Source organism: Terriglobales bacterium (assembly GCA_035764005.1).
GTDB lineage: Bacteria > Acidobacteriota > Terriglobia > Terriglobales > Acidobacteriaceae > Gp1-AA112.
Genome location: DASTZZ010000099.1, coordinates 33,879 through 50,611, shown reverse-complemented (window position 1 = coordinate 50,611; position 16,733 = coordinate 33,879). Strand labels below are relative to the sequence as shown.

The 16,733-nt window shown below is 56.2% G+C and carries 12 protein-coding genes; 3 read left to right on the top strand and 9 right to left on the bottom strand.

Features of this window, described 5'->3' with window-relative positions; all coding sequences use genetic code 11:
- Positions 1 to 104: 104 nt before the first annotated feature.
- The 4 genes from mtnA to VFU50_16185 form a co-directional block, all read right to left on the bottom strand.
- Positions 105 to 1,184, bottom strand: coding sequence for an S-methyl-5-thioribose-1-phosphate isomerase (gene mtnA / locus VFU50_16200; GenBank protein ID HEU5234404.1), 1,080 nt, complete (start codon positions 1,182 to 1,184; stop codon positions 105 to 107).
- 146 nt (positions 1,185 to 1,330) lie between these two features.
- Positions 1,331 to 3,874: an ABC transporter permease gene (locus VFU50_16195; protein ID HEU5234403.1), complete on the bottom strand. Its 2,544-nt coding sequence runs from the start codon at positions 3,872 to 3,874 to the stop codon at positions 1,331 to 1,333.
- Positions 3,875 to 3,949: 75 nt separating this feature from the next.
- Complete coding sequence (locus VFU50_16190; protein HEU5234402.1) at positions 3,950 to 4,312, bottom strand: STAS domain-containing protein; 363 nt, start codon at positions 4,310 to 4,312, stop codon at positions 3,950 to 3,952.
- 376 nt (positions 4,313 to 4,688) lie between these two features.
- Positions 4,689 to 5,594 (bottom strand): DUF5996 family protein, encoded by a 906-nt coding sequence (locus VFU50_16185; protein HEU5234401.1) that lies wholly within the window; start codon positions 5,592 to 5,594, stop codon positions 4,689 to 4,691.
- Positions 5,595 to 5,824: 230 nt separating this feature from the next.
- On the opposite strand from VFU50_16185, the gene VFU50_16180 reads away from it, so the two are divergent.
- Positions 5,825 to 6,802, top strand: a complete 978-nt coding sequence (locus tag VFU50_16180; GenBank protein HEU5234400.1) for a hypothetical protein — start codon at positions 5,825 to 5,827, stop codon at positions 6,800 to 6,802.
- A gap of 43 nt (positions 6,803 to 6,845) precedes the next feature.
- Here VFU50_16180 and VFU50_16175 read toward each other — a convergent pair whose 3' ends face one another.
- Positions 6,846 to 7,685: a M28 family peptidase gene (locus tag VFU50_16175; GenBank protein HEU5234399.1), complete on the bottom strand. Its 840-nt coding sequence runs from the start codon at positions 7,683 to 7,685 to the stop codon at positions 6,846 to 6,848.
- A gap of 48 nt (positions 7,686 to 7,733) precedes the next feature.
- Positions 7,734 to 8,735 (bottom strand): amidohydrolase family protein, encoded by a 1,002-nt coding sequence (locus VFU50_16170; protein HEU5234398.1) that lies wholly within the window; start codon positions 8,733 to 8,735, stop codon positions 7,734 to 7,736.
- Positions 8,736 to 8,862: 127 nt separating this feature from the next.
- Between VFU50_16170 and bla the strand changes: the two genes are divergently transcribed.
- The gene (gene bla / locus VFU50_16165) at positions 8,863 to 9,702 is read left to right on the top strand and encodes a subclass B3 metallo-beta-lactamase (protein HEU5234397.1); all 840 of its coding nucleotides are present in this window, start codon (positions 8,863 to 8,865) and stop codon (positions 9,700 to 9,702) included.
- Positions 9,703 to 9,711: 9 nt separating this feature from the next.
- On the opposite strand, the gene VFU50_16160 is transcribed toward bla, so the two are convergent.
- The 3 genes from VFU50_16160 to VFU50_16150 form a co-directional block, all read right to left on the bottom strand.
- Positions 9,712 to 10,956 carry an acyl-CoA thioester hydrolase/BAAT C-terminal domain-containing protein gene (locus tag VFU50_16160; GenBank protein HEU5234396.1) on the bottom strand — a complete coding sequence of 415 codons (1,245 nt, stop codon included), beginning with the start codon at positions 10,954 to 10,956 and terminating at the stop codon, positions 9,712 to 9,714.
- Positions 10,957 to 11,195: 239 nt separating this feature from the next.
- Positions 11,196 to 12,071, bottom strand: a complete 876-nt coding sequence (locus VFU50_16155; GenBank protein HEU5234395.1) for a metallophosphoesterase — start codon at positions 12,069 to 12,071, stop codon at positions 11,196 to 11,198.
- A 5-nt stretch (positions 12,072 to 12,076) separates the two neighbouring features.
- Entirely contained in the window at positions 12,077 to 15,244 is a 3,168-nt protein-coding gene (locus VFU50_16150) for a carboxypeptidase regulatory-like domain-containing protein (GenBank protein ID HEU5234394.1), read from the bottom strand.
- Between the two features lie 324 nt (positions 15,245 to 15,568).
- Between VFU50_16150 and VFU50_16145 the strand changes: the two genes are divergently transcribed.
- Entirely contained in the window at positions 15,569 to 16,612 is a 1,044-nt protein-coding gene (locus tag VFU50_16145) for a LacI family DNA-binding transcriptional regulator (GenBank protein ID HEU5234393.1), read from the top strand.
- Positions 16,613 to 16,733: the final 121 nt, after the last annotated feature.

The window sequence follows — 16,733 nt, the reverse complement described above, 5'->3', positions numbered from 1 at the left end:
AAGGAATCCCCTATTGACGCGAAACTGTTGCGTCGTGCTTCGGGACTCAATGATAGGGATTCCTCACGTCAACCACAGGCGCTCGCAATGACAAATACGAAACCTTAACGAGCAGCTTCGGCCGGCATCTCTCGTGTGGTCACGTCATCGACGCTTGCCAATTCGCGCAGCGACTCTGAATACGGAGCTTTCGCAATGCCTCGCTCGGTGATGATTGCCGCAACATAGCGATGCGGTGTGACATCGAATGCCGGATTCTCGATGCTGACGCCTTCGGGTGTGAGCTGCTTCCCTGCCATATGCGTGACTTCGCGCGCCGAGCGCTGCTCGATCGGAATCGAGTCGCCGGTCGAAGTCGCAAGATCGATGGTCGACCATGGCGCGGCAACATAGAAGGGAATGCCATGCTCTTTGGCTAGTACCGCGACGGTGTAGGTGCCGATCTTGTTGGCAACGTCACCATTTGCGGCAATTCGATCGGCGCCGACAACCACGGCTCCGATCTTACCTTGCTTCATCATGGCGCCAGCCATGTTGTCCGAAATTACCGTTGTGGGAATTCCATCTTTGGTCAGCTCCCATGCTGTGAGACGCGAGCCCTGCAGGAAGGGACGCGTCTCGTCGGCGAATACATGGATCTTTTTTCCCTCTTCCACGGCTGCGCGGATCACGCCCAGAGCACTTCCATAACCGCAGGTGGCGAGGGCTCCGGCATTGCAGTGGGTAAGGACGCCGCCGGAGGAAGGCATGAGCACCGCTCCGTTGCGGCCCATCATTTTGCAGGCAGCGATGTCGGCCAGGTACATCCGCTGAGCTTCTTCGATCAGTTCGCGCTTGATGGTTTCCAATGGCTCCGACGAAAGCTCCTCGAAACGGTCGCGCATGCGCTGAATCGCCCAGAACAGGTTCACGGCCGTAGGACGCGTACTCGCCAGCGTATTGCAGATTTCATCGAACTCAGGCCGTAGCTCGGCGACGTTCTTCGCTTTCGAATTGCGTACGCCAAGCGCCACGCCCATGGCTGCCGAGACGCCGATCGCCGGCGCTCCGCGCACGATCATCTCGCGAATTGCGGTCGCCACCTCGCGATAGTCGCGGCAGATTACGTAAATTTCTTCCGTAGGGAGGCGCGTCTGATCGATGAAGCGCACGCCTGCATCCGTCCATTCCAGGGTTTTGACCATTGTTCTTTGATTCTATTAGCTACCTTGCCTTGCGGGTAGAAGCAAGAGCGAACACGAAGGTCACGGAGTTGAATGAAGAGGTCACTGAGACCGATTGCGGCCTGGAAACGTGCGCTATCTGCTTTGCCTCTTCGGTATTTTCGATGTTATTCGCTGCGCAGTGCTTTCATGGGCTCGATGGTCGATGCACGGTGCGCTGGAACATAACCTGCGACCGCGGCCGCTACCGATAGCACGAACACCGCTAACAACAAACTGATCGGATCCCAAGCGCGCACACCATAGAGTTGCGAGGCTATGAGACGGCCGCCAAGCAGAGCGATTGGGATGCCGATCGCTAGTCCGAGGAGCACCTGCGCGAATGCGCTCCGCATCACCATCCCAATCACGTCGCCTCGGTTAGCGCCCAACGCCATGCGTACCCCGATCTCGCTCGTTCTACGCGCAACAGAGTAGGCAGTAATCCCGTACAAGCCTACCGATACAAGCACGAGCGCCAGGATTCCAAAAAGCATCGTAAGGCGCGCGATGAGGCGCTCCTGATTGAAGTTGCCGGCTACTTGGTAATCCAGCGATCGCAGATCAATGACGGTGAGGTTGGGATCGATGTTTCCCAATGTACGCCGGACTAACGCATCGACATTTTGCGGCTGAGAGTCGAATTGGATAACGATCGAGTTGATGAACATCGACCAATTTTCTCCGGTCGCATCCGAGGGTTTCTCAAATCTCGTATTTCGTTGCGTCAGCGGCCGGTAATAGAACGGGCGATATTCTCCGCGGGGATTGTTGTACTTGGCATCGGCCACGACGCCGACGATCTCATAGCTGCCCGCGAACTGCTGGCCGTTATTCCCGAAATGGCGCCCAATGGGATCCTCATTGGGAAAAAACTTTTTCACGAAAGCCTGATTGACAATGGCGACCATCTGCGAGGATGCGGTGTCCTGGTCTGTGAAGTCGCGCCCGCGGATTACAGGCTGGCCTACAGTTTCAAAGAAGTGGGTGCTCACGCGGTCCCACGATGAACCATTATGGGCATTCGGACCCGGCTCGGGTCTGCCTTCGATGTACACGCCCTCTCCCCAGTTATTCCCTTCAAGCGGACTATACAGCGCAAGTCCGACGCTCTTTACCCCTGGCAATGCTGAGAAATCCTGCTGCAGCCGCTGATACAAAGGCTGCAGCTTATCGATGGTGTACCCCGCGCCATGTGGATCGAGATGCAGGACGTAACGATTTTGCGTTTGAATCCCGAAATTCTGATGCTCGAGATTGCGCAGCGTTTTGGTCAGCAATGAGGCGCCAATCAGCAAAACCAACGACAACGCCGCCTGAAAAATGATGAGTGACTTTTGCGGCAGCGAGGAGCTATCGCGCGTGGACCGGCTGATGCCACGCAACGCCTCCGCCGGATCGGAGCGCGAGGTGATCCATGCCGGCACGATGCCGAAGATGATCCCTGTTACGAAGGAGACGGCAAGAGCAAATCCCAAAACGGGAAGCGAGGGAGTGGCATGGATCGGGAGGTACTTCGAGTCGGGGAAGGCGAGAGCGAGGATCGTTCGGGTACCGCCATAAGCTACCGCCAGGCCCAGCGCACCACCGATACATCCGAGCAACACGCTCTCCACCAGCACTTGCCTGATCAGACGTCCACGTGCGGCGCCTAAAGCAACGCGCAATGACGTCTCGGCGCGTCTGGCTGCGTTCCTGGCGAGCAGAATGTTTGCGACGTTCGCGCAAGCTACTAACAGCACGAGCGCGGAAAGTGCCATCAGCAGATTGAGTCCCTTACCGGTTTCCTGCTGCAGGTTCTGCACGCCGCCGCCGGCTGGAGTCAGCACAACGTGTTGCTTGGGAATCAGCGTATCGCCTCCGCGCTGAACATACGTTGGTTGCGTCGCCAGCCATTGCCGCAGACTCGCCGACAGCTTCTGCTGCAGTGCTGAGATATTTACTCCGGGCTTCAGACGTCCAATGGCATAAAGCCAGTTCGCGTCGGCATGATTCAGGATTGCATTCTCGCCGTTGATAACCAGCTCGGTCGAGAGCGGCAACCACACCTCAGGTGGATGGCTGTCAACGCGATCGCCAAAGAATCCGGGAGGAGCAACTCCCACAATCGTGAAGGGATGTCCCTGGATGTAGAACGTTGAACCCACCACACCGGGATCACCGGCATAGTCGTTCTGCCAGCTTTGATAACTCAGAACCGTCACCGGAGCTGCGCCAGCTTTGTCGTCGGAAGGCAGCAGCATGCGACCGAGAAACGGCTTGATCCCGAAAGTGGAAAAGTAATTCCCGGTTACGAACTCCCCATGACTCGCTCGCGCCGGTTCAGAATTGCGTCTGACGGTGAGATTGTTGTAATCGTACCCAGACTGGAACGCTGCCAGTTCTTCAAATTCAGGCGCCGCCTGCTTCAGATGAAGAAAAAGTTCATAAGAAAAAAGATCGAAATCGCCGTTATCGCTCTGGTAGCCACCATTGACGCAGCAGTTGTCGGTATCGCCGATTCGGTAGAGAGTCGCCGGATCGGCCACGGGTAGCGACTGCAAAAGCACCGCCTGGACTAATGAAAAAATCGCGGTATTCGCACCAATACCGAGAGCAAGCGTAAGAATCACGGTAATCGCAAATGCAGGATTGTTTCGAAGTTGACGGAAAGCGAGTTTCAGGTCCCTCATCGGATGTGAACTCCTGGGATCAATTGTCCTATTTTGGACGGCTCAGGCGGATTTTCGTTTGGGCGAATGGCCAGGCTAAGCGCGGGCGGAGTTGGCGAGGGCTTCGATCGCGTCCCAAACGTTCGGAAAGGTCAAAAACAGATCCTGCACGCGAGTAATCTCAAACAGGTTGGAAACACGATCGTTGACCCCGACCAGCGCCATCCATCGTCCAGCCTTTTGCAGCGAGACATAGGTGCTCACGAGCGATCCCAATCCAATTGAGTCGATGTAGGGAACCTCGCTGAGATCGAGAATCATTTTCGGCGCTTCCTGCCGTTGAACCGCGGTTTTGAACTGGGCGACATTTTCCATCGTCAGAGGTCCCCGCAGGAAAAGCACTCCCTGACCGCGAGGGGTATCTGGCAGCGACTCGATAATGAGGTCTTGCGAGTTCATGACCGGTGATGGAGAAGGATTCTATAACGGCCGGAGCAGCCCTATCAGGGCATGTTGGCGCAGGATGAGCCAAGAACAGCGAGAAATACAGCGATTTTTATTTTTCTGCGCAAGAAATTCGCAAATTCTGCCCATAATTTGAAGTTTTTTGTCGCAGGCAGGGAATTAACAGGGATTCACATCCTTTCGACGCAAACGGCCACATTCGATTGGAGTTAGCCTCGTTTGGCGTAATGGCGGAAAAAATATCAGGGATTTTGCAGGGATTTTTTTGTACCAAATTGGAACTCGCAATCTCCGTCATGACTGTTTCGTGGGAAACTCCGGCGAGCATGGGGAAGCCTTGCCGACGAGCCCATCGCCCACGCTGGATCGATCAAGCCTGCCGCTCCAGCGCCGAGCGATCCCATCGGCCGAGCGTTGCACCGGCGTCGTAGGTGCTTTGCAGGAAGTCGAGCAGCGCCCGCTTCGGATCCGGTGCTTGCCGCACGTCCTCATACATCAAAATGTATTCTCCGAGTGTCTGGTTGTAACTTGCGGAAGCGGGCAGCACGCGCGCAGTGCGGAACCCCTGCGGCTCGGGAACGGCGTAGGCGTAGAACGCAGCGTCATTCACCGCGCCACCGCCCGGCCAAAAGCCTGCGCTGATCACCTCGTGCGAGTACGCTTCGCGTGTCATGGCGTCGGCGCCCGGACGCTCCGGTGCGCGCCTCCCGGAAAAACGCGTGCAGCAAAGGTCGAAGCTGCCCCAGAAGAAATGCACCGGACTGCACTTACCGATGAACCGTCCTCGAAACTCTTTCAGCACCGAATCGATCGCAACCAGCACCTGCCAGTGCCGACGCGCATATTCCGGATCGTACGAGCGATGGGTGCGGTCTTCCGCAAACGGAATCGGCTCAGCAACTTCATCGGGCTTGCCGTGGATCTTCACCTGAATGGCCAATTCGCCGAGCAATCGCATGAATTCGTTGTAGAACTCAGCGACGGATTTCGGCTCCAGCTTTAACGCGCGCCATTCGTTACGACTGGTCGCGATCACCAGCCGATGATCGAGAAAATCAAAGTGAATCTCAAAGGTATGATCCGCGTACGGAATCGGCGAGGTCGTCAGCCCGCGTGATGTGACATAAAGCGTGATGTGCCACCAGTGATTCACAGGCGGCGACAACACCATCCGCACATGGCCGACAATCTGCGTCCACATGTGTAAGGTATCGCGCGTATCCGCCCAATCGGCCAGATGCAGCTCAGGCCAGAGTTCTGCGGATGTGAAAGACAAAGGAAGAGCATTCACGAAGCACCTCGCAATGACGATTGTGCTCCGCGGATAGGGAATTGTTCAAACAGGGCAGCGAATCAACTTTGTTGCTGATTCCAGGGTGGCATCATTGCTTTCGGCGAAAGGCTACGACGAAAGAAGGCGCAATCCCATATTGGGATTGATGGGGCATCACTCACTCCTTTCTTGCTATTCGACCCAGTCCCCTTTTCTGCTTTTTTCATCCTTTTTTGTCGTTGCCGAGCCGCAACACAGCTAAAATCGGCAGCTTCGAGGTGCATGTGATTGCTCCACTCGAGTTCTGGCCCTCTGTCCTGGGAGGCGGCTTCTTAGCCGCCGGACTCTGGACTTACCGGCGCGATCTCGCGTCCAGTTCCTCGCAAGATGGATTGATTTTCGCTGCGCTCGGGCCGGTATTTGTGGCCGCATCGCTGGCGGCGTTCGGAGGAGAGCACTTTGCCGATGCCAAAGACCTGGCGCGACTCGTCCCGAAATGGATGCCGGACCGCGTCTTCATCGCATATTTTGTCGGCGCGGCCCACGTCAGTGCCGCACTGAGTATTGTCGCCAGAAAATACATCCGCTGGTCCGCGATCTGCCTGGCTATTATGTTCGGTCTCTTCGTTGTGCTGCTGCATCTTCGAGGAGTAATCCTGCAGCCCACAAACCGCCTGTTTTGGATGATCTCGCTTCGGGATTCCACATTTGGGATTGGCGCGGTTGCTCTGTATGCATATGAGGTGAGGGAGCGCTGGCCGCAACGGGCGGGGACGCTAGCAACGATCGCCCGATTTTGGAGCGCAGTCGCTGTCATTGTCTTTGGCCTGCATCATTTCGTTCATCCGGAATTTTCGCCCGGCGTGCCTGATAGCCGTCCGACACCAGCCTGGGTCCCTGCCCCGCATGTGTTCGCCTATCTCGTCGGCATCATTCTGGCTGCCCTCGGAATCGCCATGCTGTTCAAGAACCGAGCCAGACTCGCAACCACCAGTGCGGGCGCGGTGATGACGTTTCTTGCCATAGCTCTCTTCGGTCCCGATCTTTTCCTGGCCAAGGACGTATCGCAATACATTACTGGCATCAACTTCGTCTTCGATACTCTGCTATTCGCCGGAACGCTGCTGGTGATCGCCCGAGCGATACCGTCTTCGACTGCGCGGCCGAATCTTTCGGTCGCGGCGGGACATTCTGCGGCGCTGGGTCAGTAAACAAAACGTTAGAGGAAGGTCGTCGCGCGGGAGAGCGACCAATTCATTTCGTCTCCGCTGTGCGGCTTGGCACAACGTCATCTATGTAAGCAAGATAGGCGGCCAGCAGGTGATAAGCGTTGTAGTAGTCGTCTTGGTTGATTTGGGAAACCTGGTCCTCTGGTGAGTGCAGCAGATTCCGCGTCGCTTGCGTTAACGCACAAAATTCAATGCTTGGAATCTTCTTTCCTCGAAATGTTTCGGAGTCGGTGCTCACGTGTTCCAATTTGAGGCCTTCGATGGGCAGCTTCATCGTAGAAGCCACTGCGACTGCCGCATTCTCCAGCATTGGATCGGAATGGCCGACCCAAAATTCGGTCGGCCCTGCAGCGAACGTATCCATGTTCACCATGGCATCGATGCTCGCAAGATCCTCTTTCCCTAGCTTGCGAACGTACTGCTGAGATCCGAGCAGCCCGCGTTCCTCTCCCCAGAAACCAACGAAGATGAATCTGTGCTTCCGCGGAGTCGCGGCGAGCGCCTGGTACAGCGAGGGCAGAAGCGATGCTCCGCTCCAGTTGTCGACAGCGCCCGAGCCCCGCTCCGCATGATCAAAGTGCGCGCCGACAATAATCTTTTCGATCGAACTACCCGGAAGCGTGCAAATTACATTGGCAAATTTTGAATGCCGCGCCGCATCGAGAGTGAGTGCCGGCCCGGTACAGCCAACCTCAGCAAAGTAAGCCGCGAGCTGGGCCTGCCGGTCTACATCATTTTTCGGGCAGGAGCGCAGTCGGGTAAGCACCGTATTGCGATCGAGCAATTCAAATCGTATCGCGGCGATCACGCTCTTTGCGCCGAACAAGAGCAGCAACGCCAACATTACCGAGCAGCTTCGCTTCATACCTCTTTCATCCACTCTGTCGGAGGGAAAACCTCGCCCGCAGCAGCTTTATTTGGGCTTCACATCCAGCCTCAGAAACCGCACAGCATTGTTGTACAGAATGTCGCGTTTCTGTTCGGGACTGAGGTAGTCGGCGTTCTGGATGATGCTGATCGAATATGCCATCAGCTTTGGCCACTGTAGTTGGTCGGTGCCGTACATCACCCTGTCCTCGAATCCTGCTTCGACCAGACGCTGAATGTAGCGATTCACTTCTTTCAGCGGATAGCTCCAGATCAGTCCGGCCACATCGACGTACACGTGTGAGTTTGCCTGCAGCAGGGTCAGCATATTGTCGATCATCGGATAGCCGGCATGCATGACTTGCACGCGCAGTTTCGGATGGCGTGCGAGCAGGTCTTCGAGCAGCAGTGGATTGCCCATTGACCCGCGAAACTTCGGGGAGGTGATGTTCGCGCGGCCTGATCCGCCGGTGCCCATATGGATCGCAACCGGCACGTCGAGTTCCTCGGCCAGCGCGAAATACTGGTCGACCGAAAGATCGCTCGGCGACAGACCTTCGTACTGTAGTCCGATTTCGCCCATGACTTTGAAACCGTCCTGAGTGAAGTCCTTGCGCAATTCGGGGAGCGCGATACGCTTACTCGGCGCCATTGGATCACTGAAGCTGGTTCCGGGAATCACGCGGCCGGGCGCCGCGTCCTTCCACTTCTGTACGCTTTTGGGATCGCCGAAGACTACAGCAGTTACGTTGAGTCGTTCCATCTCCGCGACCACATCTTTGATGTACTCGCCTTTGGCCGCGGGATATAGCTTGGGCGTGCATTCCTCCTGGCTCCATCCGATCGGACCTTCCTTCGTGGCAGGATCCGAGGCCAAGAACTTCGACTCATTTGGGCACATGGGACCGCCGGGAAAGGACTCGTCCATCGCGTGCACGTGAACGTCGATGATTGGCGGCGTGTTGGTCGTAGTGTTCTGGGCCCATATTCTCCCAGCAAGGGCTCCAACGAAAAGTGCACAGCAAAGCGCTGACTTGCGAGGCATCATGACTATCTCCCTATCAGTGACGAATGAGGATACATCGGGAACCGCGGTGTGGGTTCACCTCTCTCGCTGCGTATAATGCTCGGCCATGCTTCAGTGTTCAGCGCGTTGGTTGCGACGAGTTGCGTGGTTGTCCTTTCCCCTTCTTCTCGCCGCAAGTTTGCTGGCTCAGGCCGACCCCACGTGGACGGAGCCTTTTCCTGCATTCAAGATCGCCGACAACGTGTATTACGTCGGCAGTCGCGGGCTGGCGTCTTATCTGATCACGACGCCGAAGGGGCACATCCTCATCAATAGCAACCTGGTCAGCTCTGCGCCGCAGATTCGCGAGAGCGTCGAGAAGCTCGGATTTCATTTCTCCGACGTAAAGATTTTGCTCATCAGCCACGCGCATTGGGACCACGACGCCGGCAGTGCGGATTTGAAGAAGCTCACGGGCGCACGGTACATGGTGATGGACGCTGACGTGCCGGTGGTCGAGTCAGGCGGCAAGACCGATTTCCAATATGGGAATAATGCGAGCATGCTGTATCCGCCGGCGAAGGTCGATCGCATTCTGCACGATGGCGATCAGGTCACGCTCGGCGGCGTTGTGTTGACGGCGCATCTCACGCCAGGACACACGAAGGGCTGCACCACCTGGACGCTGAAGGTCAACGATGGCGGCAAGACTTACAACGTGGTGATCGTCGGAAGTCCGAACGTGAATCCGGGATACAAGCTGGTGAATAACGCGAAGTATCCAACTATTGCCGCGGATTACGAGAAGATGTTCCGCGTGCTCAACCAATTGCCCTGCGATATCTTCCTCGGCGCGCACGGCGCCTACTACAACATGGAAGAGAAGTTCGCGAAGCTGAAGACCGGCGGGGCGAATCCGTTCATCGATCCTGAGGGATATAAAAGTTTCGTTTCGGAAAAGGAAGAGGCTTTCCGTTCGGAATTGGCAAAGCAGTCCGCCGCTCACTAAGGCGTCCTACTAATCTCCCTTCGAGCCTTTCAGCTTCACGATTTTCTCTTCTGCGGCCTGACGCAGTTGCGCTTTGAATTGATCATTGCTTTTGTCGTTCGGCAATAGCTCCAGGCATTTCTGCTCCGCTGCGAGCGCTTCCGCTTTTTGGCCGTTGAGGACATACGCGTCGGCGAGGCTGTCCTGCGCGTTCGCCGATTCTGGATAGGCTTCTGCGTTCAGCTTAAACAGCGTGAGCGCATCAGACTTCGCTTGAGCTACATCCCGGGCAGAAGGAGACGCGGGCTTCTGAGTGGGCAGATTAAAGCCAGCGACGTGGACTCCGCCCGCCTGCAGCCGCTCGTAGGCAAGCACGTTCAGCATTGGTTCTGGAAAAACGAATGCATTTGGATCGCGTTTGCGCGTCTCGTGAAAGATCTGCGCGGCACGTGCAGCGCCGCCGGGTTCGGAGGCTGCTGCCCAGAATTGTGAGGCCGCCGTTGGCCTGGGCGTGAACTTCGCATTTGCGTTCGCGGGCTTCTTTTCCAGGGTGTCCACATAGAACGCGACGATCTGCTTCGGTAGTTCAGGATGTGGTCCAAAGATCTCGGTGCCGTGGCGTCCATCTTTGAAGCCGACGAACTTGTTTCGAGGATTTCCATTGAGTTCAGCGAACCACTTCATGAGCTGCGGCGCGTCGCTCATGTATTCGTCATCGGCGGCCGCCGAAGTGAAGAGTGGGATCCAGGCATTCTGCTGCAGGTAAGTTAATGCGCCAGGATCGACCGGTCCCGCCAGAAGCACCAGAGATCGAATCTCTCCGTGGCGGCTGGCGAGCTTCACAACATTATTCACGCCGCATGAACCTCCGCCTGCACCGAGTCGATTCTTGTCTACACCAGGTCGCGAGAGCAGCCAGTTGAACGCGGTATCGAAATCACCGGGCCATTTGTCGCGGACCTCTCGCTGCACTTCCGGAGTGGCATCCTGAAAGCGCGGCCCGCCACTCTCGCCAAAGCCGCGATTATCGATGGTGAGTGCGCTGATGCCGGTTGCGGCGAGTTGCTCGGCTACCGGCGTCCACGACGTGCGATCGGTGTTGCACATATGCAGCAACATCACAGCGGGAGCGGACTTCGCGTTTGCAGTGGCGGGGTAGAACGTCGCTTTCAAATGAGTGCCGTCGGATACGGTGAGGTCAACATCCTTCGACTTGGACTGGGCGACCGCCGCAAAGGACGCGCAGATGACACAAGCAAGCAGCAGGCGATTCATGGTCGAAATGGTACTCCTGCTGGAGCCGCTGGCTGAACGGGCTGCGAAAAACGCCAAACAGAACCGCCGGCGGTAGCCGGGGGGTCGGAGGGCGCCGGAAGGCGAACTCCGAATGCGATGATACTGCCAGCAATTGCGCAGAAACACAGCCGCAACACACGCGGCTGCCCCAGCGCCTATCGGCGCCGGTTCCGTTGCCTCGTCGCGCCGCCTTTCTCCGCAGCCTGTGAAGTCGGAAACTATCGAGCGCAACCTACGCATGGTGGCAGGCTTGCTGCTGGATCGATCGTGTGGGGAATTGCTCCGAGATCGTAAAAATTGCTCTCAACTGCCGACCCGATGCGAACGAGGCGAAATCCAGATTGGCTTCCGCCCATGGGCACGCCTACTGCTCCCGTGGTGATCATCTCTAGGTTCCCGTCAGTTCCCGACGCGTTGCGGTGGTAGTGACCGGCGAAGATAGCTTCGACGCCGTATTGGTGAAACAGTTCGAGGTAGTGGCGCCGGATCGTGAGCGGGATATTGAAGTACTGGTCCGGCTCATCGGCTCGCTCCAGAAAATATGGAATGTGCTGGAAGATGAAGATGTGCTTCACCCCTTCGCGGCGCGCCCGCTGCAGTTCGGTAACTAACCATTGCTCTTGTTGCTGGGACTCCTGCGGCACATTCTTCGGGCTGGCGATCAAGTTTGAATCGAGCACGATCCCGCGAACGTCGCCGGAATCGAAGGTGTAATAGTCGCGCCCAAAACTCTTTCGATACTGCGCCAGAGTTTCCGGCGTCGGTTGATTTCCGACATCGTGGTTCCCTGCCACGTTATAAACAGGAATATGAGAATCAACCTCGCCGATGATGCGTTTGTACTGGCTGATCTGTTCCGCGTCGGCAGTGCGATTTACGAGGTCGCCGCACACCACCACGAAAGCAGGCCGCAAGCGGTTGATGCTGGCGACCACGAAGCTGAGGTTTGCCTGCTCCTGCAACGTGTCCTGATTTTTCGCGAACATTCCCATTTGCGGATCGGACATATTCACGAAGAATTGCGGGCCGCTGGCGTGCGCAAAATGGCACGCCAGCAGAACACCGATCAGAAGGAAGCCTTTGAGTTTCTCCAAGATCTTCAGAATTGGTACCTCAAGGCAAGTTGAAGAATTCTCGGATCTCCGGCCGAAGTAATTTTCCCAAAGGTGGATGCGCTGCTCACGTTCGCTCCCGGCGCATTTAGGTGGACGTTGTTGAACACGTTGAAGAAGTCAGCGCGGATGGATGTCTTGCGAGTCTCACCAAACGACTTCTGCACCGACCAATCGAGATTAAAGAAGCCGGGGCCGCGAAGCAGGTTCCGAGGAGAGTCTCCAAACGTTCCAATGGCGTTGAGTGCGAAAGCAGCCGTATTGAAATACTGAGCGATCGTGGCTGCGCGTGAACGATCTCCGGAGAGAATCGGATCGCCCACTAGATCGGCGCGGTCCTGGTTAACACCGCTGAACGAGCGATCCTGTCCAGAGACGACCGTGAACGGCGTGCCGCTCCGCCAGGCGAATGCACCAGCGGTCTCCCATCCACCTGCCACCGCGCGGACGAGCCACGGCGCAGCATTCAATGTCGGGAGATCGTAGATTCCCCAAATGGAAAGGTTGTGAGGAGTGTCAAAGTCGGAACGGCCGTAATTGAAGTGTGAATCAAACGGGTCAGGGTCAGACACCGTGAACTGATTGTCTACCGATTGATTATCCAATGACTTCGAATAAGTGTAGTTAGAGATCAAAGAGAATCGTGAACTAAAGCGCTTCTCTAGAGTTAACTGCAAGGAGTGATAGTTGGAGACGCCATCGTTGGTCATCTCCATCAACGAGGCATAAGTTGGAGCCAACGAGCGACGCGCATTGGTATTGCTGACTGTCGCGCCGGTTTGGTAGATCGCGGGATTCCGTTCCTGAAAGTACTGAAGATCACGTCCTTGTGTTCCCACGTAAGCTGCGCGAAATACCAGGTCAGAGGCTAACTGCTGCTCGACCGTGAGATTGAAAGCGTTGGTGTGGCCAAGTCCCCAGTGCGTATTGAAATACTGATATTGCTGGGGTAGCACGAACTGAGAGTTGGCGTCGGCGTGTACGGGAGCAAACGGCGGAAACGGATTGGTAACACCGGCGCTGGTGTAGGGATCGAAGAGATTCGTGCCGAACAGAGTCACCGACGGACTGAAGGGAGCGTTCTGCACAAAGTTGTTGTATAGCTTCATGAAAGGCATGATGTAGAACATTCCCCATCCGCCACGAATCGTCGTGGGATGCTGGCCCTGACGCGCTGCGTAAGAGAATCCGAGACGCGGCGCAAAGTTGTTGGTGTCTGCGAATACACCGCCGTCGGGGAATCCGGGATCGCCCGCGAAGGCAAGCCCAACTGGCGCATTCGGGAATCTTTGCGACTTAAATCCCGGAATGAAACCACCCACCTGATTTTCGACTGGATCAGTGTAAGGAAGAAACGGCTCCCAACGTAGGCCGAGATCAAGAGAGAGTCTCTGAGAAACGCGCCAGGTATCCTGGAAGAACGTGCTGATTTGCGGACCGCGGGTAAACTTCGCTTTGCCTGCGGTCTGTGTGAACGAACTTACATATCCAGTCATCAGATCGACGAGGGCATTGCCCGAGCCCGAGCCGTCAAACTTCAATACCGGATCTTCCTGAAATCCCGTTTTGGAATCGAACTTTTGATAAGGGTCGTATGTAGCTCCCATGTGCATCATATGGTTCCCACGAACCCAGGTGACGACATCAGACACTTCATAGTTGCCGCGTATCCATTCACCCGGAGGCTGCGAACCGCCGGATCCCCAACCGGAGAATCCAGTTACCGACAAACCAGTCTCAAGGAATTGCTGGGCAGGCTTGCTCGCATTGATGTTGGCAAAATCAAAAATCGAAAACGGAGCAGTGCCCGTCTGAATGGAATCGAGGTTCAGACCGTCAAAGGTGACGGAATTCAGCAGGCTCGAACTCAGGGTCCAGGTATCGCTGACCTTAAATTCTTTAGTCGTCTGGAGCTGGCCAATCTTGTAGTTCAGCAGAGTATTGTTCGCGTTCCAACCGGGATCACTGTAGTGCACGTAAAAGAAACTTCCGGAAAGCTGATGCTTACCAGCGTTGTAGTCCAGCTTTGCCAAGCCCTGGTGATTGCGAGTCTCTGTTGGAACTGCGTAGAGAAGCTTTCCTGTCGGATCAGCTGAGGTCGGAACTTTGCTGAATAGCGCACTCGCGAAACTCGATACCGGCACCTGATTGCCGGCAAATGGGGTCTTTGTGAACGGATCCACGAGTTGTTTCTTGATGGCAGAAAAATCCCCGCGTCGCTCGGCGTCGGTAGGAACAAATGCGGTGTTCGCGTTGGACGTACTGGCGATAGTCGTGCCCTGGTAGGAACCGAAGTAGAAAAGCTTGTCATGAATGATCGGGCCGCCGATTGAACCGCCGAACTGGTTACGCTTCAGAGCGTCTTTCTGTGATGCGAAATAATTAGTCGCGTTCAGGGCGCCATTGCGAAGGTACTCGAAGAGGGATCCGTGAAGAGAGTTTGTTCCCGATTTGGTAACGATGTTTACCACTGCGCCGCCGGAGCCGCCGTAGCGCGCGTCGAAGTTATTGGTTTCGACGCTGAACTCGGCCAAGGCGTCCGGATTGGGAAAGGCCGCGTTCAGGTTCGTGATGTTGTCTTCATGCGTGGCGCCGTCGAGCTTGTAGGCCACCTGATTGCCATATGTGCCGTTCACCGACACTGCAATGGTGTCACTGGTGCTCGCATAGCCCGCTCTATCCGTGCCCTTGCCGGTCACCGTTCCCGGAGCCATGAATACGAGCGCCGCCGCATTTCTGCCCTCCAGCGGCATCTCGTGAATGTACCGCTCGTTCACCACCTGGCGCAGTGTTCCCGATTCGGCGTCGATCATGGGAGCGTTCTCGATCACATTTACCTGCTGCACCGCGCCGCGCACCGTCAGCTTCACTTTTAGATCCGCCGGCACGTTTACATCGAGTTGAATGCCGCTCTGATGAAATGTGGCGAAGCCGTTTGCGGAAACGTTCAACTCATAGCTGCCCGGAGGCACGAGATCAAAGATGAAGCGGCCTTCGCCATTCGTGGAAGCATGCCTCACGGCTTGCGTGCCCGACATAATTAAATCGACCTGTGCGCCGGGGACATATGCGCCGGAGCTGTCCATTACCTCGCCGGAAAGCCTGGTTGTGGGCGCCACCTGAGCGATCAGGAGACCGCCCAGTATCAACGTCATGCTTAGAGCGCTTGCAAGCTCGGCACAACGGTGAATGAGAAATCTGGTAAGCAACTGAGGGCAAAAGCGGAGGCAGGCACGGCGAAGGGCTTTCATCGAAGAACTCCTTGGGCAAGGCAGCCCTGAATCGTTCTCCTGAGTTTTGGGGCCGCCTTCATATTGCTCCGACAACGTTGTCGGTCAGCAGGCGACGGATGTTAGTACGGTCCAATCGCAATAGTCAACCCGATTTCCGGCATTTTCTTGCGGAAAATCAACGCCTACGACAAAAGCTGTATGCGACAGTAAGGTTTTTGCTTGTGTCTTTGACAACGTTGTCGGAAGATGAAGCATTCGCTCCCGGAGATCGCATTGCATTTGCAGAATGGCAGGAATGGAAAGGCGACACTCGTCGACGTCGCGAAATACGCCGGAGTATCCCTGAAGACGGCCTCTCGCGTCCTCAATAACGAACCCGATGTGAGTGACGTCACTGCCGAGCGCGTGCGCGCGGTGATGGACCGTCTGGGTTACCACCCGAACCTGCTGGCGCGCGGCCTCAAGACGCGCGCTTCGTCCATTATCGGAATGATTGTTCCCGACATCTCCGACCCGTTCACGGCCGCGGCCATTCACGCCGTCATGCAGGTTGCGCGGGAAAGGAACTACACAGTCGTATTGACATGCTCGGATGGTTCTCCGCAAACGGAACAGGCGCAGATTGAGATTTTGCTGCGCCGGCAGATCGAGGGTCTGATCGTTATGCCGGCGGATCAACGCAGCGCATATCTGGCAAATCTCAACACACACAACCTGCCGGTCATCGCCTTCGATCAGCCGATTCCGAATAGGGAAATACCCGCGGTGGCGGTCACTAACCGCGAGGGTGCCCGCCTAGCGGTCGAGCATCTCCTCGGTCATGGCTACAAAAGAATTCTTGCAGTGGGAGCCAAGGCTCATCTTCACACGATCTCGCGGCGTCTGCTCGGGTATCGAGAAGCGGTGGATCGTGCTGGGTGCGCGCGAATGGAACTCATCGCGGGCATCGAGCAAGATATTGAGCACCCTGCCCTGCATAGATTCTTATCGGGAAAGAACGGAGCTGAAGCGATCTTTACGCTTAACTCCGTGGCTACGGTCCGACTCCTCCACCTGCTAGGCGAAGAGAACTTACAAATTCCCAAAGATGTTGCCTTAGCTTGCTTCGATGACTTTGATCTCGCATCTGCATTCTCGCCGAGCTTGACGGTCGTGAAACAGCCAGTCGCATTATTGGGTCGACGCTCGGCCGAACTCCTCTTTGACCAGAAAGAGAATCCCCGCACGTCGGTCCGAATCAAGCTGCCTACGGAATTGACCATTCGAAATTCTTGTGGCTGCGGTTCATGAGTACGCGCGAGCGCCAGTCCAGCTCACGTCCTGAATGGCGTGAACAGCAACGAAATGGCACAAACTGTCACTTGAGAACTGTGCAACATTGCTCTTTGCGAGCACATCCCTTCTAGCACTC